The organism is Alkalihalobacillus sp. TS-13 (genome assembly GCF_019720915.1).
Classification (GTDB): domain Bacteria; phylum Bacillota; class Bacilli; order Bacillales; family Fictibacillaceae; genus Pseudalkalibacillus.
On the sequence record NZ_JAHKSI010000001.1, the window covers coordinates 1782224 to 1806058 of the forward strand.

Consider the following 23835-nt stretch of genomic DNA (forward strand, 5'->3'; position numbering starts at 1 on the left):
AACGGTTTGTATAACAACAGCGTTAGTGGAACCCCACTTTATTCTTCCAAAGCGGAGTTCCACAATAACTGCTCTTTAGTTAGACCAATTTTTCTATAATCGATTGGGCATCCTCATTGAGAATAGCTTTTGCTTCCTTTGTAATAAATTTATCCAATGCTTCACTATTAAGATCCTTTATAAAATCCTCCATATGTTTATTACCTTGAGCATGACGGTCTTCATCATAGTAATGTTTCGCTTGCTTCAACCGTGCTATCAATTGCTTATACAGTGGATGGCTTAATACTTCTGTACCTTTATAGTAGTATTCTAGTGTTTGCACAATTAACGGTATAGTAGCATTGACCTCTAATTCTAGTGAATTTGAAGTAACTGTATTTCCATTAAATGTGACATTAACCCATACTATAAAAGACCGGACATCATTCAATCCTTCTTCCAATGTAAGTTTTCCGTTATCATTGATAAAATTACTGTCAGAATTTGTTGTTAAATACTCTATCTCCATATTATGAAGTTTGCGTCTGTTCCGTCAGTCATTGTTCCGATTAAATTCAAAGGTAACTTAGTCTTGTCTGAAGTTAGACTAACTTTAGACAAGGCTACCTGTCTCCAAAGAGATTTAATACTTCCTCTGATGAAAGCGCCGTTCTATATACCCTGACATCATCTAGACTACCATCAAAGTATTCCGTTCCATTCGGACTTCTTCCGATTGAATCTCGTTCACTTGTTGTTCCCCTTATATAGGCGTCACTGCCGAAATCAACAGAACCTCCCATTGGTGTTTGTTCCTGACCATTCATATAAAGTTTGATATCATTATTTTTATAATCCATGACACCAACTATATGATTCCATTCTCCAACAATAAGCGAGTCAAGAGAATATTCATACTTATTATAAGCATCAGAGGTTTGACTTCTGCCAGACATTTGAATCGTATTTAGGTTCCCTCTTATAGTTAATTCTACTCCAGCTCGTCCACCGTCAATTCTAGTTCCGAAAATTCTCATTCCAGTAGGTTTAATCGAATCCATTTTGACCCAGCCAGCTACCGTAATACCACTTGCACCATCTAAATATGGTCCAACTGTATGCTCTAAATCTACATAATCATCAATTCCATCAAATCGTAGTGCATTTTGTTCATATCCAGATATCCAAGAAGCACCATTTATTACACCATAGTTATCATAACCTGATTCATCACCAGCATTTCTTCCACTCCCCTCATTAAATAACCAATGTCCGATTAAGTCATTCAATTCTCCATCAGGTTCTGACACTCTTGGCGGCTGAGATTCTCCGTCATCATCTTCTGAAGTAGTTCGATAGATTTTAATGTCATCAAGCATTCCGTTAAAATATTCGGTCTCACTAGGGCTTCTACCAATGGAGTCATGCTCGGATGTGGTTCCACGAACATACGTCGAACTGCCAAAATTAATCGTTGTACCCGGTATAGGCGTTTGTTCCTCTCCATTAATTACCAATCTAATCTCATTATTTTTAAAATCCAGGGTACTTTCAATATGATTCCATTCTCCAAAATTAAATGGATCCAGTGAGTATTGGTGTTTATTAAAGGGATCAGCAGATTGACTTCTGCCAGCAACTTGAATCGTATTTAAATTGCCTCGTACTGTGATCTCCATACCGGCCCGGCCACCATCAATCCTAGTACCAAATATTTTCATTCCTGACGATTCGAGAGAATTTAATTTGATCCATCCTTCAACAGTGATACTTGATGCACCATCCAAGTATGGTCCAACGGTATGCTCTAAATCTACATAATTGTTAAATCCATTAAATTGAAGAGCACTCCCCTCATAACCATCATCTATCCATGAAGCACCTTTAATAACACCATAATTATCATATCCCGATTCATCATTGGCAATATAACCAGTTCCTTCATTAAAGGACCAATGCCCAATTAAATCATTAATTTCGCCCTCTGGGTTAGACTCTCTTGGTTCTGGTTCATCTTCTGTATAGTTATTCTCAAGGTAATACATATGTCCATCCTCGGCACCAACTAAAAGATCTGGAACACCATTATCATTCCAATCTACAATGGTTGGAGAGGTCGTATGTCCTGCTAAAACACCTTCTGTTACATGCCCCATATCTCTAAAAAGGAATGGTTCCTCTTCTGTTCCAACATTAAGGAGCAATCTGATATTAGGTCGACCATTAGTAATTAAATCCAGCTTCCCGTCACCGTTCCAATCCACGATGGTAAACTTTCTACGTCCACTAGGGCCGAATTCTTCATAGTTCATTTGCATAGGACCTTTTGGGGCCATAGTAGGATTACCGTGCCGGTCAAATTTAGATGATCCTTCTTCTCCTATAAAAATTCGTTCACCAGGTTGTAGCTTCAATTCACCATCTACCTCTTGACGTTCAAAGAATGCTAGGTATCCTTCATGATCAAGCATTATCAGATCATTTAATCCATCCTTATTCAAATCCATAACATAAGGTGTAGTTCTCCACTGTGTTACTAAACTATTCCCCTCAGGATCCCACCAATTCCATTCCGGCTTTGGTGTCTCTCCTTCCCACTCAACCTCAATAGGTTTGGCTGCTTCTAGTTCAGGATCCGTGCGTGTGCCGACATTTTCATACCAGTGTACTTTTCCCCATATATCGTTAGCGATGATATCAGGTAAACCATCATGATTCCAATCTGCTACTTTAACGGCTGTATATCCCCATTTTGCTTCTGCTGGTCCTTGAATAGAACCATTTTCACCGGCTTGTCTCCGTATTTCTTCACCACCAGCTTTTAAATATTCGGGAGCTGCCCATGTTGGCTTTAACCCACCATCAAGATTTTTCACAAAACTAATTCGTCCTGCTGAATCACCAACAATCAAATCCTCAATCCCATCGCCGTCCCAGTCATAACTATCCGGTGTGGCTAATACTCCCACGTTCACACTATCTGCTTGTTGTTGAAAAAAGTATGGTTTCTTAAATACAGGCATACCGTTATCAACTCTACCAGTATTTTCAATTAAGGCGACACGTCCATCTTCCTGACCAACAATCAAATCCATATGACCATCTTTCGTCCAATCGATAGCTGAAACAACAAGCATTTGTAAATCCATGGTGATAATTTTATTATTTTTTTCAAGGTACTTTCCCTTATCATAAACTGGTTCAGTTCTAGTTCCTATATTTTCAAAGAACGTTAGTTTATCTAAATGTTCACCAGTTATAATATCTAGCTTTCCATTGCCATTAAAGTCAGCAACAACGGGTGATGGTTTTCCATATACATCAATTGGATTACCACCTGCTTCTATTTTCACCGGTTCACTGTAGTCAGGATTTTCGTTGGTTCCGAGGTTTTCAATATAATAAACATAGCCGTGCAACGGACCATTTGTCCATTCACCATTTTCATCAAATGCGTTATCCCATCCGTAATCGTCCCAGTCTCCTACTCCAACAATTAAATCTAGTATTCCATTGCCGTTATAATCTACAAAACTCCATTGATTTCCACGAAGAAATGATTCAGTAGGGTGCACCTCTCCTTCAAATGGAATAGGTTCACTTGGGTAAAGACCTGTTTCTTTTACATTTGGATAGACTCTACCTGGTGTTGTCACAATCGGTTCATTACCATTATAGGAAATCGTAACATTATCTAATCCATGACTCACTCGAACTGCCTTTTTGAATGTGGGATGCTTCACATCCCCGCTTATATTTTCAAAAAAATATAGACCATGATACGGCTTATCAATTCCTGAAACGAGCAAATCTAAATCTCCATCGTCGTCATAATCCATTGGTAACGGATGCGACCAAGCACCAATACCTAAATCTGTAACAAGCTCTGGGTTATTGTATTGAATTCGTTCTAACATAGGAGTGCTTGCAGCATTTACTTCCTCTGCATTAGTACTGTCTGTTCCTAACTCAGCTAAGAATAATGAAAATAACAACAAAGTGGTCGTTATAATTCGAATAGTTTTCCCCTTCAATTTAAAATTCTCCCTTCTTTTTTCAATATTCTGATTTTCGAAATTACTTTTTCACCTCATTTCATTTCTAAATGGTTTTCTAGGGATTTGAACTCCGATTAGCCAAACAAGTTTAATAAAGTATGGATAAGTTTATGACAGGAAATAGTTGAGCTAATAAAAGCTATAAAGTCTTCTTATGACGAGGAAGTAAATCATGCAGTTTTCGTGGAGTGGAATAAGTACTTATTAAGGTTACACCTGAACTCTAGTAAAAATTAGAGTTCAGGTATGGTATATAAAAAGCTTTACATAAGTGCCTATTTTTCATTGAATATACTAAAGTATCAGTATTGTTTTTATATATAGTTACAACAAAGATTATTGTTCTAGATCAAATTCTCTTGTTATTTACATAAGTTCCAATTTAAGAGATAATTGCAGCTCTATCTTTTTTACAAGACAAACGAGCACTAAAAAAATAACACAGTTTACATTTTTAATCTTTGAATATACTTTTCAGTTAAACTTCTTAGATGTTCAATTTCAATTTTCTGTGAAGGTTTTAAATTCCGATTATAATGAACACGACTTTTTTCTGATATATTAAGCCCTTCCAAAATAAGATAATACTTTGCGTTGGTAGGATAGAGTTGATTTTCATATACCGAAGCTACACTTAGAAAGTGCTGAAGTGCTTCAGCTTCTTCTGATTCTTTGAACCAATTTTCTACCAACCAAACATATAGTTCTGGATGAAAATTAGCCATGATTCCACTATATCCAGAAACACCCATTTCCAGAGATTCTTTAAATGTAGCTGCATTAGCATTAAAAATTTTCAAATCACTTTTTTTGACTGCATCAATCTTTGATTTAATCGTATTTAGGTTACAACTTGTTTCTTTGATAAACAAAAAACGATTCGTTTCTGCCACCCACTGTAGCGTTTCTGCAGATAACAATCGATGGAAAGGATATGGGCACTCGTATAGACCAAACTTAATGTTTGGAACTTGATTAAGAATCTTACTTAGATTCTCTTTCAATACCTGTTCAGAATCATGTGGTGATGCTAGACGGTTTACCAGTAAGACTGTAGCACTGGTTCCAGTTTGTGACATTGCTCTTATCTCTTCTATTTGATCAGTAATACTTTCGGAAATATTACCACCAGCAATTACAGGGATTCGCCCATTAACTTTTTCAACAATAAACCTAGCCAGTTTTAATCTTTCTTTTAATGATAAATAAAAAACTTCACTAGATTGACAAACTGCGAACAATCCATTTACATTGCGCTCAATATACCACTCTATTAATCGTTCTAATCCTAGGTAATCCACTTCATTTTCTTTTGTAAATGGGGTTATCATTGTAGGCCAAACACCATTAGGAATTTTATTAAACATTATAACTCTCTCCTTTAAGTACTAATAACCAAGCAGGTGTGGTAAAAATGTTGAGATTTGTGGTATATAGGTTACTAACCCAAGTACAACCAGCATGACAAGGATCATGGGTATAATTTCTTTCATAATAATATTTAACTTAACCCCAGAAATCCCGGATACCACGAAAAGCAGCATACCAAAAGGTGGAGTTGATAGTCCTATCATCATGTTTAAAATGATTACCACCCCAAAGTGAACAGGGTCAATCCCAAATTGTTCAACTATGGGCAATACCACTGGGATAAATACCAGTGTCATAATCATCGTATCGATAAACATACCCATAATTAAGAAAAATACATTGATGATCAGTAGGAAAATTATATCACTCTCAGTAAAAGTAAGGATAAAATTCGAGATCATATGTGGTACTTGTTCGTAAGCAAAAATATATGAAAAACAGAACGCTGCTCCTGCTATTAATCCGATACTACCGGAAGTCTTTGCAGTATCAGCAAGTACAGCGACGAGATTCTTAAGGCCTAAGGAACGATATACAAAAATAGAAATAATAATGGCATATAAAACTGCAACTGCTCCAGCCTCAGTAGGGGTCATAATTCCACTGTAAATACCTAATAAAATAATGACAGGAGTAAACAATGCAGGTATAGCCTTAAATGAATAGATCAAAAACTCTTTACGCATCGGACGATTTTCTGCTGGATAATGCCTTACCCTAGCAATCACCATGATATAAATCATCAGCGCTACTCCTATTAGTAGGCCAGGTATAATCCCTGCTAGAAATAAAGCACCAATTGAAGCGCCAGATAACATTGCATAGATTACAAATGGAATACTTGGTGGGAAGATTGGACCAATCGTTGCAGAAGCGGCTGTAAGTGCAGCACTAAACCCATCATCATACCCTTTTTTTCTCATAGCATCTATTTCCATTTTTCCCAGCCCTGCCGCATCTGCAATGGCAGAGCCAGTCATACCGGAGAATATACATGAAGCCACCACATTCACATGGCCTAAACCTCCCTTGTATCTTCCAACTAATGAATTTGCGAAAGTAAATATTCGATCTGTCACCATACCCGAGTTCATAACATTTGCAGCTAGAATAAATAGTGGAACGACTAAAATAACATATGAGGCTTCTAGATTTGTAAGCATTATCTCTGATACTTGACTGACATCACGACCATTGGCTAAAAAATAAAAGACTGAGCTGATGATCATACCTATAGCTACTGGGATCTTTAATATAAAACTTATGATAAAAATAGCTATGGTTATTAAAAATACTCCATCCATACAACTACCCCCTATTCCACGTGATGTTCTTTCATCTTATGTACGATACCATGTAAATCTTTTCCGATTTGAACTACAGAATATATGAGTATAGAAATGATTAATATTAAAAATGGAGCATAGGCAATATTCATCGGGATTCTTAACACATGTGAATATTGGGTAGATTGAAAGTCAAGATAGTCATACACTGGTATAATTAAGACTCCTAATAATACAATTAATAATAAATTCACTATGATTCTGGTAAATCTTTTCCATCTCTCGTTAAACAGATCGTAGATCACACCAAATTCTACATGTTCAGAAACTCTTAATGCATAAGAAGATCCAAGTAAGATAGTCCATATAAAAGTTATTTTTGTAACTTCATAAGTCCACGTAATCGGATCTTTTAATATATATCTTGAATAAATCTGAATGATAAAAGCAATCAACATGATTGATAGAGTAGTAGTTGGAATATATATTTCTATTAAATTACGAAGGAATTTTGCAACTTTTTTTAAAGTGCTCATCTCAATACCCCCTCTTAATATTAGGAAGCTCTCTTAAAGAAAGCTTCCCAATAACATAAATTACTCTCCCTTTTCATTAATACGATTAAACATTTCCATATCCCAAGTTGAAGACATTTCTTTATTGTCTAGGTATTGTTGTTGAACATGATCACGAAACGCTTGAACATCCGGTTCAATAATTTCAAGACCTTCTCCTTCAAGAAAATCAATCACTTCTTTTTCTGCAGTTAAATTCGTTTGGTCTACATGTTTACGAGCTTCTTCAACTGCTTCCATCATTTTCCCTTGCAATTCTTCTCCCATCTCTACCCAAACCTCTTCATTAATGGTTGGCCAAACAGAAGCTATAATATGATTGGTCAATGAAACATAGTCCGTTACTTCATAAAACGAGGCATTTTTAACAGTTGGAAGTGGGTTATCTTGAGCGTCAACTGTCCCTGTTTTCAGAGCCATATAGAGCTCTGAAAAATCTACTGGAGTAGCATTAGCCCCCATTGCTTCACCAACAAACAACCAACTTGGACTACCAGGCATTCTTAAAGTAATACCTTTCATATCTTCTGGAGTTCTAATTTCCTTCCCAGTATCCCGATAATTAAGTTGTCTTGTACCAAGATAAAATGCACCTAATGGACGAATACCCAACTCCTCAGCAACTTGGTCAAAGACTTCTTCACCGATTTCACCATTTAATACACTTGTCATATGATCATAATCTTTATATAGGTAAGCAGATGTAAACATGGAGAGAGATGGTATTTCCTCAGCCAACCATTCGGCACCCGTATACGCCATTTCAAGATTCCCTCTCATTAGGGCATCAACTTCATTTTCTTGTGTATACAATGAACCAGAGTGATGTATATTTACTTTTACTTGCCCATCTGTTTTTTCCTCGATAGACTCTTTTAATACATTTAACCCTTCTGTATGAGCATCATTTGGTACACTCGCTGTTGAAAAGTTCAATTCAAACGTTTTGTCCTTATTTCCATTATCTGAGTCCGCAGAACCTGAAGTTGATTCACCACTACAACCTATAAGAACTGTACTGAACGAAAGTAGAAGTGCTAATGACAAAAACAAACTTTTAGTTTTCAACATAACTTTCTCCCCTTCTAAAAAATTTAATATACACAGCGAAATTCCCTACACGTAATGTTAACTTCTTAACCTCCTATATTTGATCTATAGTTAATTGTTGAGTAAAGTTCTATAACTCAACAGTAATTCCATCTTTCAGGTTGAATGCGTTTTCAAGTTATCTTTTGAGAAATGTTTTGTACATCCTTATAATATGGAATTGCGGGTATTGCTCCAGGTTTAGTTACTGTAAGTGCCCCTGCTGCATTCGCCTCTATAACTGCTTCATCCACATTCAAGCCTTTGATGATCCCACTTGCGAAGTAACCGTTAAATGCATCTCCTGCTGCAACCGAATCAATCGCTTGAACAGGGTAGCTCTCGATATGTCTGGCTCCTTCCGGATCAACAATAACAGAACCTTTATTTGATAAAGTAATAATGACACATTGCACTCCTTTATTATAAAGGAGTTGTCCCGCAAGGATTGCGTCATCTACATCATTAATTGCAATTCCTGTTAACATCGAAGCTTCCGATTCATTAGGAGTTAAATAATTTATTTTTTTATACACCTCATCTGGAATCGATCTTGCCGGAGCAGGATTTACGAGTACTGTTTTTCCATGGTGATAAGCAAAATCAATCACTGCAAGAGTCATGTCAATATCCATTTCAAATTGTTGCAAAATCATGTCTGCTCCCTTGAGTACATTTTCCACCTTTTTTATGTCCTTTACCTGAAATTCCTTATTTGCTCCCGGTACTACAACAATTTTATTCTCGCCAGTCTTGTCGACTACTATTAACCCTACACCTGTAGGTTGATCCGATATTCTTTCAATAAAAGAGATATCAATATTTTCTTTCGAAAGTGTTTCGACCACTTCATCCCCGAAATGATCATTACCTAGTTTACCAATCATTTTTACATCTCCACCTGCTCTAGATACAGCTACAGCTTGGTTCGCACCTTTTCCACCTGGTTGACTATAAAAACCATTTCCTAAAATAGTTTCTCCTGCATCCGGCGCTCTTTCAACGGATACGATCAAATCCATTGTGAAGCCTCCAATGACTACAATACTCATATACTCACCTCTAAATCTTAATTTTCCTTTGTAAGTTGTTCACCTAAATTTCCTCCGGGATGATATAATGCAAAGTCCCTTTTATCAAATTGTTTTAGATGTGATAATGTTATTGCCATTGCATCACCTATCATTAAAGTCAATAAAGCACTCGTTGTCGGAGCAACGCCTAAGTGATCCGCTTCCGTTTCATAACTGTAACAAATTGCTACGTCACACTGTTTTGCTAGTGTTGAGTCAGGATTACGGGTGATTGCAATGCGTTTCACCCCAATTTTTGTTAAGGTATGATGTAATGCGATTACTTCTCCCGTTTCTCCACTATTTGAAATTTCGATAACTATATCCTCTTTAGAAATCATTCCTAAATCGCCATGCACACCTTCTGTAGAATGGACAAAGAAGGACGGTGTCCCTAAACTAGAAAGTGATGCAGTTATCTTTTTCCCGATATGGCCTGATTTCCCAACACCAGTAACCACTACTTTACCTTTACAATTCAGAATCAATCTAATTGCCTTGCAAAAATTTATATCTAACTGATCGATTAATTGAGCTGAAGCTTCACTTTCCACTCTTAAAGCATTCTTTGCAAGATGTAAGATTTCTTCCATACAAACGCCTCCCCGTTAATTAGTTCACAACACCAATTGTTAATAATAAATTTGCATATGTACGTTGTTCACCCGTAACAATTGTGAGCTTTACATCTTCGCTTTTACATTCATTATAAAATTCAAATCTTGACTTTTTTTCTAAATCTTGATTAATAATTTCATAGAATTCGCTATATATAGGAATGTGAACATCTTCGTCGGGAAGCATTACACATGCTAGTTCTATTGGTATCGTATTATTTAAAACTTTAATTACATCGATTGCTGTTAAAAGTCCTGGGGCTAAATTCAAGTAAATCTTTGTGCAATTTGGATTTGTTTTCGTTTCTGCAGGATAGTTCCCATCTGATATTAGGATTCGATCCCCATGGCCTGATCTAGCTAGAAAATACAATAATTCTGGATGCAAACAATTTGTTTTTAGCATTAAATCATCTCCATTTCCCCCTATAAACTACTAGAACAACCAGTAATTCATTCAATCAATCTAACCATTAACCAAATCAGAAAACGTTTTCAATTAATTTTAAAAAATGAATATTCAGAATGTTACCGGTAACATAAAAATATCAGTTATTTGTATTGCTGTCAAGAATTTTTATAGTAAAATGAAAATATATTTATTGATTTTTAAAGGAGTGTCCAATCATGGTTACGATATACGATATAGCGAAATTAGCAAAAGTATCTCCAATGACTGTTTCAAGAGTGATTAATAATACAGGTAACACCAGTGAAGCAATTCGCAACAAAGTAAATAATGCAATAGATGAACTCGGATACATTCCAAACTCATCAGCAAGATCGCTAACTTTAAAAGAATCTAAATTATTAACATTGTTAATTTCAGATATAGCGAACCCCTTTTTCACTAAACTAGCTAGAGGAGCGGAAGATAAAGCACGAGAATTAGGCTATCAATTAATGCTTTGTAACACGGACGAGGATATCGAAAAAGAAAAGGTGTATATTAACACCATAATATCTACTGGTGCAGATGGTGTTTTATTCTCTCCTGCAAATAACTCATCGTCCAAACATATAAAATTATTCAATAAATACCAAATTCCTTTCGTCCTAGTAGACCGCGATCTTCCTGACGTGAAAGTTGATAAAGTCCTGGGTGATAACTATTCGGGAACCAAAATGCTTTTAAATCACTTGTTTGAACTGGGACATAAGAACATTGCTTTAATAAACGGTCCAAAGGATGTCTATACCGCTATGATGCGGAAAGAGTCTTATAAGGAAGTTCACAATTTATTAGGTCTTTCAATTAACGAAAAGCTAATGTTTGAGATTAATTATAATCGGAACAACGATGCAGAAAATGTAGTAAAGCAATTATTGAATTTACCAAAGGATGAGAGACCAACTGCCTTATTTGCAAGTAATAGTTCCATAGCTATTGATATGATTAAAGCACTGCACGCCTTAAATGTTAGCGTTCCTGACGAGATATCAGTCGTTTGTTTTGATGATCTCGACCCAGATTCTGCAATCAACCCATTTTTAACGGTAGTTATGCAACCAGCCTATGATTTTGGCTATATTGGTACACAAATGCTAATAGATCGTATAAAAAATAATTCTTTATCAAAAAAACCTAGAGAAGTTGTCCTAAAACCTGAATTTTTATTGAGATCCTCTACTAAGCCAATCGTGATTAGTTAGAAGGGAATGGATATGAGTGAAGAAATGTGGTTAAGTGACGGTGTATGATGCTTGAGCATAGAATTCGCTTAAAAGGCAGAGTGTCTAACGATACTCTACCTTTTATCTGGTCATCTCTCCAGCTTGATCAGAGGACTGAACCGATCTATATCTAATCTATTGATTACTTAAATTGACTTAATTGAACCAAGATGAAAGTGATGAACTGCAAAAAATTGTTTTTGTATTGAGGCGCATTACAAAGAATACTTCGCGATCATCTTCCCCAATAAATCCTGCGACAACCTTTGCAGCATCTTCGGGAGAACGAATGATGTTTGTTTGCCCTCCTTCCAACTCTGAAATCAACTTTCTGATTCGTTGAATTTCATGTATGGGAAGATGATAAAGAACAAGTTCGTTTGAACCGGTTATCTAATGAAGGGAAATGGATTTATCGCATGAGAAAAGAGAAAGTTGAACGTAGCTTCGCAGATTCAAAAGAACTGCATGGGCTGCGTTATTTTCGCTTGCGAGGAAAAGAAAAAGTTCGAGAACAGGCGCTGATAACAGCAGCCTGTCAGAACATAAAGAAGATTGCCCTCCATCTAGCTAGGATCAACTAGATGGAGGAGAATCTTTTTTCGATTTTAAGCTCCCCCGTTGGAGGAATGCCGCGAGACTCCTGCGGAAAAACGGGCGATCCGAGACCCACAGCGTGGGTTTAGCGAGGAGGCTCGCACGTTCGTCCGCGGAAAGCGAGTGGTATTCTCTCCCAAAAGGGAAGATTAAAAAAACTTGTAGAAAAACCAGGAGTTTCTCTACAAGCTGAGTAAAGAACCACAAAATGTGGTTCTTTACCAATCACTTTTTTGCCAGCTAGTCCAGCAAGCTGTACACCAAAACCGCAAAGGTAAACTTTGAAGCTTTGAACCTTTTTATAAAATTGAGTAGTTGACCTGAAGACGATTACTGTTAAACAACATATAACCTTTATTATCAAACTGAGTTCCATCTATCCAAATCATTCGGTAATCAGAAATAAAAGTGCCTTGTTTCCATTAATCACCCAGACCAATTGACAGGTGCTTTTTTCATAGCACTCCATACAAATTCAGCCGCCTGATTGACTCCATCTTTACAACGGCTACCGTGACCAACATATAATACAGCCTGCATTAGTCCTCTCCCTTTTCAATCTTTATTTACAGCTCTTGTATCAATCCACTAAACAATAAATATCCCGTATTATGATTTGAATATGGGTGTTTAATTCAAAGTCAAATCAATAAACGGGCTTACTTTCACTGCACAAACTTTAAACCCTGGCATTTTACAAGTCGGATCTAGTGCTTCATGAGTAAGTCGGTTCACATTTTGATCATCTCCCCAATGGAAGGGAACAAAAACAGTATCTTCACGAATTTTATTCGTATATTTACTCCTGACTGTAATCTGTCCTCTTTTAGACGTAAGTTTAACTAAGGCATGATTTTCGATTTTATATTTCTTTGCAGTATCCGGATGGATTTCTAAAAACGATTCAAAATCACGAGATCTCAATGATGGACTGTTTCTCGTTTGTACACCTGTCAAATAATGCGATATTACCCTTCCAGTTGTCAAATAAAGTGGATAATCATTGTCTGTACGCTCTTTTGGAAAGATGTTACGAACAGATATCAATTTTCCTTTTCCATCTGGGTGTCTAAATCTTTTTGTAAAGAGCCTGCTCTCCCCGGGGTGACCGTGGTCAGGACATGGCCAATAAACTCTTTCTTTTTTTAAACGTTTATAGGTAATTCCATAGTAATCCGCGATTCCACCACGACTTGCTACCCTAATCTCGTTAAAAATTTCTTCAGGTGAAAAAAAAGAAAAATACTTCCCCTTTTCAAAAGCTTTTGCAATCTCACATAATATTTTCCAGTCATGCATGGCTTCTCCGGGACTTTTACGGGATGCTTTCCGTAAGGTTACACGTCCTTCCAGGTTCGTCATCGTACCTTCATTTTCTAAGTAAGATGAACACGGTAAGATCAAGTCTGCTAATTTTGCTGTCTCGGAAATGAATAAATCCACTACAACTAAAAATCTTAATTTTTTCAACGATTGTTCTACAAAATTCGCATTCGGATTCGATACAATAGGATTTGATCCCATTACGAATAAACCTTGGATTTCTCCAGTATCTATTTTCTCAATCATTTCATAGGCTGAAACACCCTGGCGAGGCAAGTCTTTTTCGTTGACACCCCATACCTTAGAGATATACTTGCGATGTTCTTTGTTTTCCAAATGACGGTACCCAGGAAGCTGATCCGCTTTTTGACCGTGCTCCCTTCCACCTTGACCATTTCCCTGACCTGTGATTGCACCATATCCACAACCGATTTTTCCAATTTTCCCCGTCACTAATACAAGGTTTAAAAAATTTCTCACCGCCATATACCCATCGGTTTGCTGTTCTACTCCTCTTGCGGTAAAAATCATCCCTGTAGAACATGTCGCGTATTTTACGGCTGCCAGTCGAATCGAATCCTCTGGAATTCCTGTCATTTTCGATATATTATCTAATTGAATGGTGCTTATATGTTCTTTTAGCTCCTGGAATCCATTTGTTCTTTCATTTATAAACTCTTCATTAAAATAACCTTTTTCAAAAATGACCTTAAGGATACCGTTAACTAGCGCAGCATCCATACCAGGCTTTACTTTTAAATGTAAATCAGCAATTTCCGTTGTTGCTGTTTCCCTTGGATCAATTACAATGATGAATGATCCATTTTCCTTTGCCTTTGTCAGATAAGGCATTAATGTCGGTTGGCATTCTGCAATATTGGTTCCTGCTAAAATGAGACAACGAGCGAAAGGGATCTCTGACAACTTATTTGTAAATCCACGATCTATACCAAATGCTTCATTTGCTGCTGTAGCAGCGGCTGACATGCAAAAACGACCATTATAATCAATATGCTTTGTTGTTAGTGCAACACGAGCAAACTTCCCCAACAAATATGCTGATTCATTCGTTAGTGATCCCCCGCCATATAGCCCTATTCCATCAACTCCATTTTGACGTTGAATATCTGAAAACCTTTCTCGTATATACGCGATCGCTTTCTGCCAAGAAATTCGAACAAACTCCCCGTTCTTTTTTAACATAGGATATTGAATACGCTCTTGATTCAATGCATGTTGGTGAGCATTAAGCCCCTTTATGCATAACCTCTCCCCCGAGGTCGGGTTGTTTTTCGGTATAACCTTGTAATTTTTCCGCCCTACTCTAGGTTGTTCAAAGAGTTGCATTGTACATTGTACGCTGCAAAAAGGACATTGGGTTTCCGTAACTTTTTCGGTTCCTAGTTCTTTCTCTTTTTGTCGATAATAACTCAGAAAATCATTCATTTACTGGTCACACCTTTTAGTTGCTCTACTATATGCAAACATAAACTTTTGTATCTTTAATCTCCACTTTAAATGTTTTTACACAACCTTCATCAGGTTTTTGAGCCTTTCCATCTTCCGTACAAATTTTCCAATCGTGTAAGGGACAATATACGCTCTCTCCGCTTATGATCCCCTGAGAAAGTGCTCCTCCCTTATGGGGACAGCTATTTTCAATCGCCCGTATCACTCCGTTTGATAGTTTGAATAATGCAATATCATAGTTTCTTACTTTCACAGATTTACCTAATTTTTCTGGTAGATTATCAACATCCGCAACATGTATACGCTCCATGATTTACCCTCCCTATACCCGACCAGAGGCTTGAGTTTCTAAATTTTGAAATAACTTTTCTTGTTTCTCTTTGTTTTTAACGATTTTTTTCCAAGGATCTTTTGTATGTGCAAGAGTTTCTTCTATTCGGGCTACTAACCGTATTTTGTTTTCCTCATCAAACAGGACCTCGCGAACATTCTCTAACCCTATACGTTCTACCCATTTGGAAGTTCTTTCTAAATATTTTGCTGTCTCACGATAATATTGGAGAAAGGCGGCCGTTGTTTCAATAACCTCTTCTTCCTTTTCCACCGTGCACAATAAATCTCCTGCACGTAGATGAGTACCCCCGTTTCCACCGACGTATATTTCAAAACCTCCGTCAACACCTACTACACCAACATCTTTAATACCTGATTCTGCACAATTACGTGGACAAGCTGAAACAGACATTTTAACTTTATGTGGGGTATTAAGACGTTCAAATTTCTTTTCTAGATCCATTCCTAGTTGAGTGGAATCCTGGGTTCCAAATCGGCAAAATTGACTGCCTACACATGTTTTTACTGTTCGTAAAGCTTTGCCATACGCATATCCAGAGGGCATATCCAAGTCTGCCCAAACCTTTGGCAGATCTTCTTTCTTTATTCCTAATAGATCAATACGTTGCCCACCTGTCAATTTGATCATGGGAACGTCATACTTATCCGCTACGTCTGCTATTTTTCTTAAGTCATTCGCATTAGTCACCCCGCCATACATTCTCGGAACGACCGAATAGGTTCCATCATTCTGAATATTGGCATGCAGACGTTCATTGACAAAACGGGATTCTTCTTCATCGTCATAGTCTGAAGGATATAACATTCCTAAATAGTAATTCAGTGCAGGACGGCATTTCGAGCACCCCTCTTCGTTCTTCCAACCGAGTACGTTCATTATTTCTTTGACAAACTTTAAGTTTTTAGATTTAATTTCTTCAATCACTTCTTCACGGCTTAATGTTGTACACCCACAGACTGCTTCTTTTATTTCACTTTGGTCAAATTCGTCACCAAGTGTGTATTCTAATAGATCTTGAACTAGAGGTTTACATCCCCCACAAGATCGTGAAGCATTTGTATTGTCTTTTACTTGATCAACCGTCGTCAGACCGTTTTCAACAATCGCTCCACAAATTTCACCTTTTGTAACACCATTACAGCCGCAAATGACTTCACTGTTATCCATCGTTATCACAGCACTCTTACTTGATTCATCACCCGAGTCTTGAAGTATGGTAACCTTGGAGAGATCTGAAATATCAGTCCTATCGTGTATCATGTTCAGCAATTTGGGCCCTTCTCCAATATCACCGAATAATACGGCTCCAATCACCTTGTCATCACGAATAACTACTTTTTTATAAACCCCTTCAAAATCGTCATACACTTTGATTGAATTTGTATCATTACTATCTAAGAAGTCACCTGCAGAGAAGACGTCCACACCGGAGACTTTTAATTGTGTTGAAACAACAGAACCTTCATACTTTTTACTTTCCACTCCACAAATTTTCTCAGCCAAAATTTTTCCTTGCTCATAAAGAGGAGCAACTAAACCGTATACAATTTCCCGATGCTCTGCACATTCTCCGACTGCATATATGTTCGGAGAATCCGTCTGCATATAATCATTAACGACAATCCCGCGATTCACATGTATACCATTGTTCTTGGCTAATTGAACATTAGGTCTGATTCCCACAGCCATTACAACCAAATCAGCCTCAACTTTTGAACCGTCTTTAAAGAGTAATCCTTCCACTCGATCACTACCGGTAATCTCATCTGTTTGTTTGTTAAGTAGAAAGTTCATTCCTTGCGCCTCGAGGTTTTTTTGCAGCATTTTTGAAGCTGTTGGGTCGAGTTGTCTTTCCATCAAATAATCACAAATATGGACGACATCCACTTCCATACCAAGGTTAAGTAATCCTCTGGCAGCCTCTAAACCTAAAAGCCCTCCACCGATGACAACGGCTTTATTATAATGTTGCGCTGACTCAATCATTGTTTGACAATCTTGGATATCACGAAATGCTGTAACTCCTTCCTTATCTGCACCTGGTAATGGAAGCATGAACGGTAAAGAACCTGTCGCAAGAATCAGTTCATCGTATTCTACTTGTCTGTCTTTGTCGGTATATACTTGTTTTCTTACTTTATCAATCTCCACCACAGTTTCCCCTGTATAGAGTTGTATATTATTTTGCTCATACCATTCCATTTCGTTGATTGTTATATCATTGATTGATGTATCACCTTGCAATACTGTTGATAATAGAATCCGGTTATAGTTCGGGTATGGTTCTCTTCCAAAAATGGTGATTTCGAATGTATCCGGGTCGATTTTCAATAACTCTTCTATACAGCGGACACCCGCCATTCCATTTCCAACCAACACTAGTTTTTTCTTCTTCATACATATTACCTCCAATTCATTGAATGGATGGATAAGCTTTGACACTCTTCTTTTGGCTGCTTGTTTTTCCATCTTTAACCCCACGTATTGTTCCAATTAGACACATAAAGGAAAGGATTGAAAATAATACGAAGCCTGGTGTGTAACTCCCAATCAGATCTTTCGTCAATCCAAGAACCAGAGGCAAGATAAAGCCTCCTATACCTCCAATCGCGCCAATAATCCCTGCTGATACACCTGTTTTTCCCGGAGCGACATCGGGTACGAGTTTGAATACGGCACCATTTCCTGCTCCTAAAAAAAGTCCCAACGTTAAGAATGCGACACTGAAAATAAAAAAATTCCCAACCGCTAAAGGGATCAAGATAGCGATTACTGAAGTTCCGGAAAACAGAAACAATAATGGCATTTTTGCTCCAAATCGATCTGCAAGATAACCGCCAAAAGGTCTAATGAATGTAGCGAGCATTACAAACCACGCTGTATTCATTCCTGCATCTACGAGTGAAATATGATAGAGTCCTTTCAACAATGTTGGTAAATAAAGACTGAAAGTTACGAATCCACCAAAAGTAAGGAAATAAAACATGGACAAAATCCAAAGGGACCTATATTTCATTACAGAAAAAGCTTCTTTCACTGTTGTTTTATCATTTGAAAGAGGGGCTTCCTTTGTGAAAAACCAAAAAACGGCGGTCATCAAACCCATTAATATGGCGCTTCCCCAAAACGTCCACGAAAGGCTGAATTCAGTAACCATAGTAGGAACAGTAAAGCCAGATATTGCGGATCCAATATTTCCTAATCCTACAATCCCTAAGACATACCCTTGTTTTCCGGACGTATACCAGTTAGAAACGTAAGAAATGGCAATCGCAAATGTTGCACCTGCTAACCCGATCAAAAATGTCCAAAACAATAGCATTTCGTAGGTAGCAGCATAACCAATTCCTACTAATGGGATGATCAGTACGAGCATCGTTAACGTATAAATCTTTCTTCCTCCATATCGATCACTTGCTATTCCTAATGGGATCCGCATCAATGAACCTAGAAGAACAGGTATGGCTATAAGCAGGCTCAGCTTTGTATCGCTCAACTCATACATTTCTTGTACTATTGGTGCAACCTGTGCAATCATTGTCCAAACCGTAAATGATAGAATCATTGCTATCGTCGATAACCATAATGCACATTTTTGACCTTTCATCATCTTTTGCATCCTTTCAAACTATTGAATTAACATTTCTGAAACCATACCTGAATAGCAAGAAATAAAAATGTCAACATGCCAATACCATTGGTCTTTTTATCCATTTGTCATTCCTCCTATACATTACTTTGAAATCAACATATTCCAAAAAAATTATTACTCATGTCAGGAAATGCAACATGTTGTTGATTGTTTATCCCATAACACAATTAAATTGTTAAAACGTCTAACACGGACTGTTGGTGGTTTAGTTGTTCAAACCATTGTATTTTTTCACGTAATCGGACCACTTCACCGATGATGATTATACTGGGATTTTGAATCTGGTTTTTCTCCGCGAGCCCCACAATAGATGCAAGGGTCCCAGTAACAGTGTGTTGTTTTACTGTCGTACCAGAGTGCACAATAGCTACAGGCGCGTTTTGAGAGCGTCCATGTTTCAATAATTGCTGTTGAATATACGGTAAATTACCGATCCCCATATAAACCACTAAGGTATCAATACCTTTTGCAAGGCTTTCCCAACACAAATCATCTTGCCCTTTTCTCAGATGTCCAGTTACAATAGCGAACGTAGAACTATAGTCTCGATGCGTGACAGGTATTCCCGCATACATTGGAGCTGCGATTCCAGATGTAATTCCTGGTACAACTTCAAATGGAATCCCATGTTTAGCAAGTACTTCTGATTCCTCACCGCCTCTTCCGTATACAAAAGGGTCTCCGCCTTTTAGCCGGGTAACAACCTTCCCTCGTTTCGGATACCTTACTAAAGATTGATTAATCATTTCTTGATCCATCGAATGATTGCCTGGCTTTTTGCCACAGTAAATCAAGTCAGCACCATTTTTCGCATAGCTTAACAATTCTTGATTGATTAAACGATCGTATAAAATCACATCCGCTTCCTGAATACATTTAAGACCCTTTATTGTAACCAATTCTGGATCTCCAGGTCCTGCGCCAACTAAATAAGCTTTGCCCATCCAAGTCTCTCCTTTAAAATGGCTGTTAGTTTATCGATGTAGAAAGTATCACATATACCAAGGGGCACTAACACGATCTTGTAAGAAAATCTAACATAGTTTTTCAAAATAACTTCTAAAGATCATCGCGAATCATTGATATGTAGTAATACTTAACAAGGAATGTTATATATATCACTCAAAAAGAAATTAAGATAAGAAAGGATGGGGTTAAATTGTAGTGAAATAACGAATGTTTAATATTTATCGAGGTCAATCAGGCATAGAATATTCATCCATGAAGGTAAAAGGAAGGATAAACATAGGAGGATCGGAACGGTAAACGCTTTCAAAATTGGAATCATTGAAAAAGAAGAGGTATAGCACATTAAAAAACAGCAAATGACTACTGGATTCTCAAATTTCGATCATCGATCAAAAAGAGATAACTTACATTTTTTATCAATCATCCGTATTTTCTTTTTTCTCTAAATAATATCGGGACAGTTTCACGATCATCGCCCCCATCCGTTGTTTTTCAGGTTGGAGTACATTTTCTACCCCTTCTTCATGTAATGCTTCTGCTGTTATTTTGCCCACGGATGCAGCCATCACTTTGTTGTTAAACATATTTTTGATTTGAGGTAAATACTTCGTTTCTCTTGCATAGTCAAAAAGAAAACGGACCTGTAGTGCTGTTGTGAAACATACCGCATCTACTTTCCCTTTAGAAATTTCATCACATAAACTTTTTAATACTTGAGAATCGGGGATTAGATGTTTATACGGGAGAATTTGTGAGTAAACAGCTCCTCTTCCCTCTAAAAATCGAATAAGTTTTGGTGCAGAATCACCATGGAGTTGGATCGTCACTCTCTGGTCATTAAATTCAAACTCCTCAAGGTTACGGATAAGTCCTTGGGTTGTTCCGTCGTCATCAACAGCAATTGGAGCAATACCCAACTTTTTCAATACTGAACGAGTTTTATATCCTCTAGTAGCTACTTTCGCTTTTTTGATTGTAGTGATAAAACGTTCATATATTCCTAAGTTTTCAGCAATCTTAAATAGTGTTTCCGCCCCTATACCTGTTGTAAAAACGATCCAATCAACACCTTCTTTTACGATTCGTATAATCTCTGGTTCTACCTCTTTCTCATCCAAAAATACTGTCCCTTGAGCAGGCTTTACTATAGGGATTCCTCCCTGTTTCTCTACTAAAGCACACATTTCTTCAGTCCTTCTTGATCCCGTAAGAACGATATGCTTCCCCTCGAGCCCTTTCGTCATTATTACCACTCCCATCCACTTTTGTTAGACTAAATGGTAACACAAATTTATAAGTTGTTCTTTTTTAAATGCATTTTACCCTTTAGAAGTTATATGTTCGTTTTTATCCACATGACAATATTGTCTATACTTAATAAAAACAGCCCTGGCACTATATGCCATGAGCTGTTTTCTTCTACCCTTTTTCCTTGTCGTTCCTCTGTCTGTAGAATTCATGAAACAACTTCATCAGGGCGCGTTTTTCGATCCGAGAGACGTAGCTTCTAGAGATTCCCAGGTCTTTTGCGATCTCTCGTTGGGTCCGTTCTTTTTCTAGATCGAGTCCAAAACGGCCGACAATAACTTCCTTTTCACGATCATCGAGGATATGGATATGTTCATAGATCTGTTTCTTTTCCATCTTCAATTGAATGGTATCGACAATGTCTTCAAGATCGGCTTTGAGGACATCGATCAGTGTGATTTCATTTCCCTCTTTATCCGTTCCGATCGGATCATGTAAGGAGACGTCCTTCTTTGTTTTTTTGATCGCCCTCAAATGCATGAGGATTTCCATTCTAATGTCATTACCTAGCGTAAAAACATGTTAATTAGAAGGTGTAAATTTTGATACGATCTTCATATACCCTGATCTCTTTTATTACATGCCGGATAAGGGACTTTTTATCTTCAAAAGTCAATTCTTCTTGACCTTTCGAAAAATAAAATTCAGCTGCTTCCTGGAGTAACTTCTTTCCGTATATTTGTTGATCCATATTCTTTCTTGACTTCTCTAGTTCTAACAAATCCTTTGTTAGTCGTTCTTCTTTATCCTTCAACTCTTTTAAAGACTCCCTGATTTCCTCTTCAGAAATATCTAATCCCTCTGAGAATAAATTCAACAACTTTTTTCTTCCAACTTTTACTCTGTTGATTTCGGATTCAAGTCTTTTGATCTCGATTTCCTCAAAGTCAGCTGTTTCCTCTTCTTCCTCTCTTTCAGTTGCTGCCGCAATCTCTTCGGGCGCATTCAACCAATTGAGAATGGTCTCCCAGACATCTTGATCCAATTTTGAAACGTTGGTTCTACGGCCACATCCTGGATGTTTGGCTCCTGCATAGTTTTTATAGTCCGTATAGATATAGACGGTTTCTCCCCAGTTCGTTGTTTTAACACCAACCATTGTATTATTGCAATCGCCACAACGAATCAAGCCGCTTAACAAATACTCATGTCTTGCTTTTTTTGCCCAACGTCTTCTAGATTGTTCAAGTAATGTTTGGGCATGTTCGAATGTTTCTTCATCAATGATTGCGGGACACTCAATGGGAATCCATTCTTCTTTGGGACGTTCTCTCATAGGGACCCTGTCTTCTTTTGATTTATACTTGTTCCCAAGCATACCTTCTGTGTTCCAGCGATTTTGATAAAATTTACCCGTATAAACTTGATTCATCAATAACTGCCGAACAACTTGACGGTGCCATACTTTCGCACCTCTTTTGGTAGGAATCCCTTTTTGGGTTAAATACTTAGCTATTCCATTAATTCCTTCCACAAAACCATTTGGTTTGGTGAATAGGTCAAAAATCAGCTTTACAATACTCGCTTCCTCTTGGTTTATAATAATTTGGGAGGTTTCTTTATCGTAGTCATAACCGTAAATTTGGAAATTTCTTAGTACTTTTCCTTGTCGCGCTTTTTCTCTTCTACCACGACTCATCCGCTCATTAATTTTCGCTTTCTCAAATTCAGCAATTGCCCCACGCATACTATAGAACAAGTTTCCTTCTGGAGTTTTTGTATACTCACTCGTCACAAAAATAAGCTCTACACCGCGTTTTTCAATTTCATCGGTTATAATTAATTGGTTCATCAATTTACGGGAAAGACGATCTGGATCCAAACATATCACTTTAGAAATTAAACCATCACGTACGTCATTCCTTAACTTAGTTAGTGCGTGACGGTCTAAGAATTCACCGGACATTCCCCTGTCTACATATTCAATGACTTCATTTGAGCTCGCTTTCTTCCGACACTCCTTTAGTTGATCCTCGAGGCTGAATCCCTTCTTCGCTTGTTCTTCCGTACTCACCCTTGCATAAATCGCAATCATTGAGTTTCTCCTTTCTGTATTTTTCCTTCAGATAAGAGTAACAAGAATAACGGATCCGGTCAGTAGAACTTCCTTCAATGATTTCGACATGCACCTCGCATCACCTCTTTAAAAAGGTATGCGAATATGGCTTGACCTCTTGCCTAAAGGAATGTACTAAATATCAGATATAGCATCAATTTATTAACTAGGAAACAGAGGTCTCTCAAGGTGATAGTTGTTTTCTTTTGGTAATATCGGTTATAATAAAATTAGAAAGTTCGCATATATTAAAAAAGACCGTCGGTGCTGCTAACACCAACGGTCATGCAATAGACGGTTCCCGTCAAGGGGGATCGGCTAAGGGTAGAATAATCCACCAGAGCCTCTAACTCAAGGGTGGATTATTTTTTATGGTTAAA

At 37.4% G+C, this 23835-nt stretch carries 18 protein-coding genes and 2 pseudogenes; 2 read left to right on the forward strand and 18 right to left on the reverse strand.

Annotation, left to right across the window (positions count from 1 at the left end):
* Positions 1-79: 79 nt before the first annotated feature.
* The 9 genes from KOL94_RS08940 to KOL94_RS08980 form a co-directional block, all read right to left on the reverse strand.
* Complete coding sequence (locus KOL94_RS08940) at positions 80-511, reverse strand: FIMAH domain-containing protein (protein ID WP_221565762.1); 432 nt, start codon at positions 509-511, stop codon at positions 80-82.
* Between the two features lie 94 nt (positions 512-605).
* On the reverse strand, positions 606-4016 hold the full coding sequence (locus KOL94_RS08945; protein WP_221565764.1) for a LamG-like jellyroll fold domain-containing protein: 3411 nt from the start codon (positions 4014-4016) through the stop codon (positions 606-608).
* A gap of 470 nt (positions 4017-4486) precedes the next feature.
* Positions 4487-5407 (reverse strand): dihydrodipicolinate synthase family protein, encoded by a 921-nt coding sequence (locus KOL94_RS08950; RefSeq protein ID WP_221565766.1) that lies wholly within the window; start codon positions 5405-5407, stop codon positions 4487-4489.
* A 21-nt stretch (positions 5408-5428) separates the two neighbouring features.
* Complete coding sequence (locus tag KOL94_RS08955) at positions 5429-6715, reverse strand: TRAP transporter large permease (RefSeq protein WP_221565777.1); 1287 nt, start codon at positions 6713-6715, stop codon at positions 5429-5431.
* A gap of 11 nt (positions 6716-6726) precedes the next feature.
* Entirely contained in the window at positions 6727-7233 is a 507-nt protein-coding gene (locus tag KOL94_RS08960; RefSeq protein WP_221565779.1) for a TRAP transporter small permease, read from the reverse strand.
* Positions 7234-7293: 60 nt separating this feature from the next.
* Positions 7294-8343: a sialic acid TRAP transporter substrate-binding protein SiaP gene (locus tag KOL94_RS08965; RefSeq protein WP_221565781.1), complete on the reverse strand. Its 1050-nt coding sequence runs from the start codon at positions 8341-8343 to the stop codon at positions 7294-7296.
* 152 nt (positions 8344-8495) lie between these two features.
* Positions 8496-9413 carry a ribokinase gene (rbsK, locus tag KOL94_RS08970; protein ID WP_221565783.1) on the reverse strand — a complete coding sequence of 306 codons (918 nt, stop codon included), beginning with the start codon at positions 9411-9413 and terminating at the stop codon, positions 8496-8498.
* Between the two features lie 17 nt (positions 9414-9430).
* Positions 9431-10027 carry a KpsF/GutQ family sugar-phosphate isomerase gene (locus KOL94_RS08975; protein ID WP_221565785.1) on the reverse strand — a complete coding sequence of 199 codons (597 nt, stop codon included), beginning with the start codon at positions 10025-10027 and terminating at the stop codon, positions 9431-9433.
* A 19-nt stretch (positions 10028-10046) separates the two neighbouring features.
* Positions 10047-10457 (reverse strand): RbsD/FucU family protein, encoded by a 411-nt coding sequence (locus KOL94_RS08980; RefSeq protein WP_221565787.1) that lies wholly within the window; start codon positions 10455-10457, stop codon positions 10047-10049.
* A gap of 221 nt (positions 10458-10678) precedes the next feature.
* On the opposite strand from KOL94_RS08980, the gene KOL94_RS08985 reads away from it, so the two are divergent.
* The gene (locus tag KOL94_RS08985) at positions 10679-11704 is read left to right on the forward strand and encodes a LacI family DNA-binding transcriptional regulator (RefSeq protein WP_221565789.1); all 1026 of its coding nucleotides are present in this window, start codon (positions 10679-10681) and stop codon (positions 11702-11704) included.
* Between the two features lie 177 nt (positions 11705-11881).
* Here KOL94_RS08985 and KOL94_RS08990 read toward each other — a convergent pair whose 3' ends face one another.
* Entirely contained in the window at positions 11882-12040 is a 159-nt protein-coding gene (locus KOL94_RS08990) for a hypothetical protein (protein ID WP_221565791.1), read from the reverse strand.
* Between the two features lie 32 nt (positions 12041-12072).
* On the opposite strand from KOL94_RS08990, the pseudogene KOL94_RS08995 reads away from it, so the two are divergent.
* A pseudogene (locus KOL94_RS08995) lies at positions 12073-12309 on the forward strand (transposase); the annotation flags it as partial.
* A 643-nt stretch (positions 12310-12952) separates the two neighbouring features.
* Here the strand turns inward: KOL94_RS08995 and nasC are convergent.
* From nasC to KOL94_RS09035, 8 genes and pseudogenes are all read right to left on the reverse strand, one after another.
* Positions 12953-15091, reverse strand: a complete 2139-nt coding sequence (nasC, locus tag KOL94_RS09000) for an assimilatory nitrate reductase catalytic subunit NasC (RefSeq protein WP_221565792.1) — start codon at positions 15089-15091, stop codon at positions 12953-12955.
* A gap of 28 nt (positions 15092-15119) precedes the next feature.
* Entirely contained in the window at positions 15120-15425 is a 306-nt protein-coding gene (nirD, locus tag KOL94_RS09005; protein WP_221565794.1) for a nitrite reductase small subunit NirD, read from the reverse strand.
* A gap of 12 nt (positions 15426-15437) precedes the next feature.
* Positions 15438-17867, reverse strand: coding sequence for a nitrite reductase large subunit NirB (gene nirB, locus KOL94_RS09010; RefSeq protein ID WP_221565796.1), 2430 nt, complete (start codon positions 17865-17867; stop codon positions 15438-15440).
* A gap of 16 nt (positions 17868-17883) precedes the next feature.
* Positions 17884-19089: an MFS transporter gene (locus tag KOL94_RS09015; RefSeq protein WP_260412263.1), complete on the reverse strand. Its 1206-nt coding sequence runs from the start codon at positions 19087-19089 to the stop codon at positions 17884-17886.
* 200 nt (positions 19090-19289) lie between these two features.
* A complete protein-coding gene (cobA, locus tag KOL94_RS09020) occupies positions 19290-20066 on the reverse strand; it encodes a uroporphyrinogen-III C-methyltransferase (RefSeq protein WP_221565798.1) in 777 nt (258 codons plus the stop codon).
* Between the two features lie 441 nt (positions 20067-20507).
* Entirely contained in the window at positions 20508-21335 is an 828-nt protein-coding gene (locus tag KOL94_RS09025; protein WP_221565800.1) for a uroporphyrinogen-III synthase, read from the reverse strand.
* 175 nt (positions 21336-21510) lie between these two features.
* Positions 21511-21897, reverse strand: a pseudogene (locus tag KOL94_RS09030) (sigma-70 family RNA polymerase sigma factor); the annotation flags it as partial.
* Positions 21898-21925: 28 nt separating this feature from the next.
* Positions 21926-23434: a recombinase family protein gene (locus KOL94_RS09035; protein WP_221565806.1), complete on the reverse strand. Its 1509-nt coding sequence runs from the start codon at positions 23432-23434 to the stop codon at positions 21926-21928.
* Positions 23435-23835 lie beyond the last annotated feature (401 nt).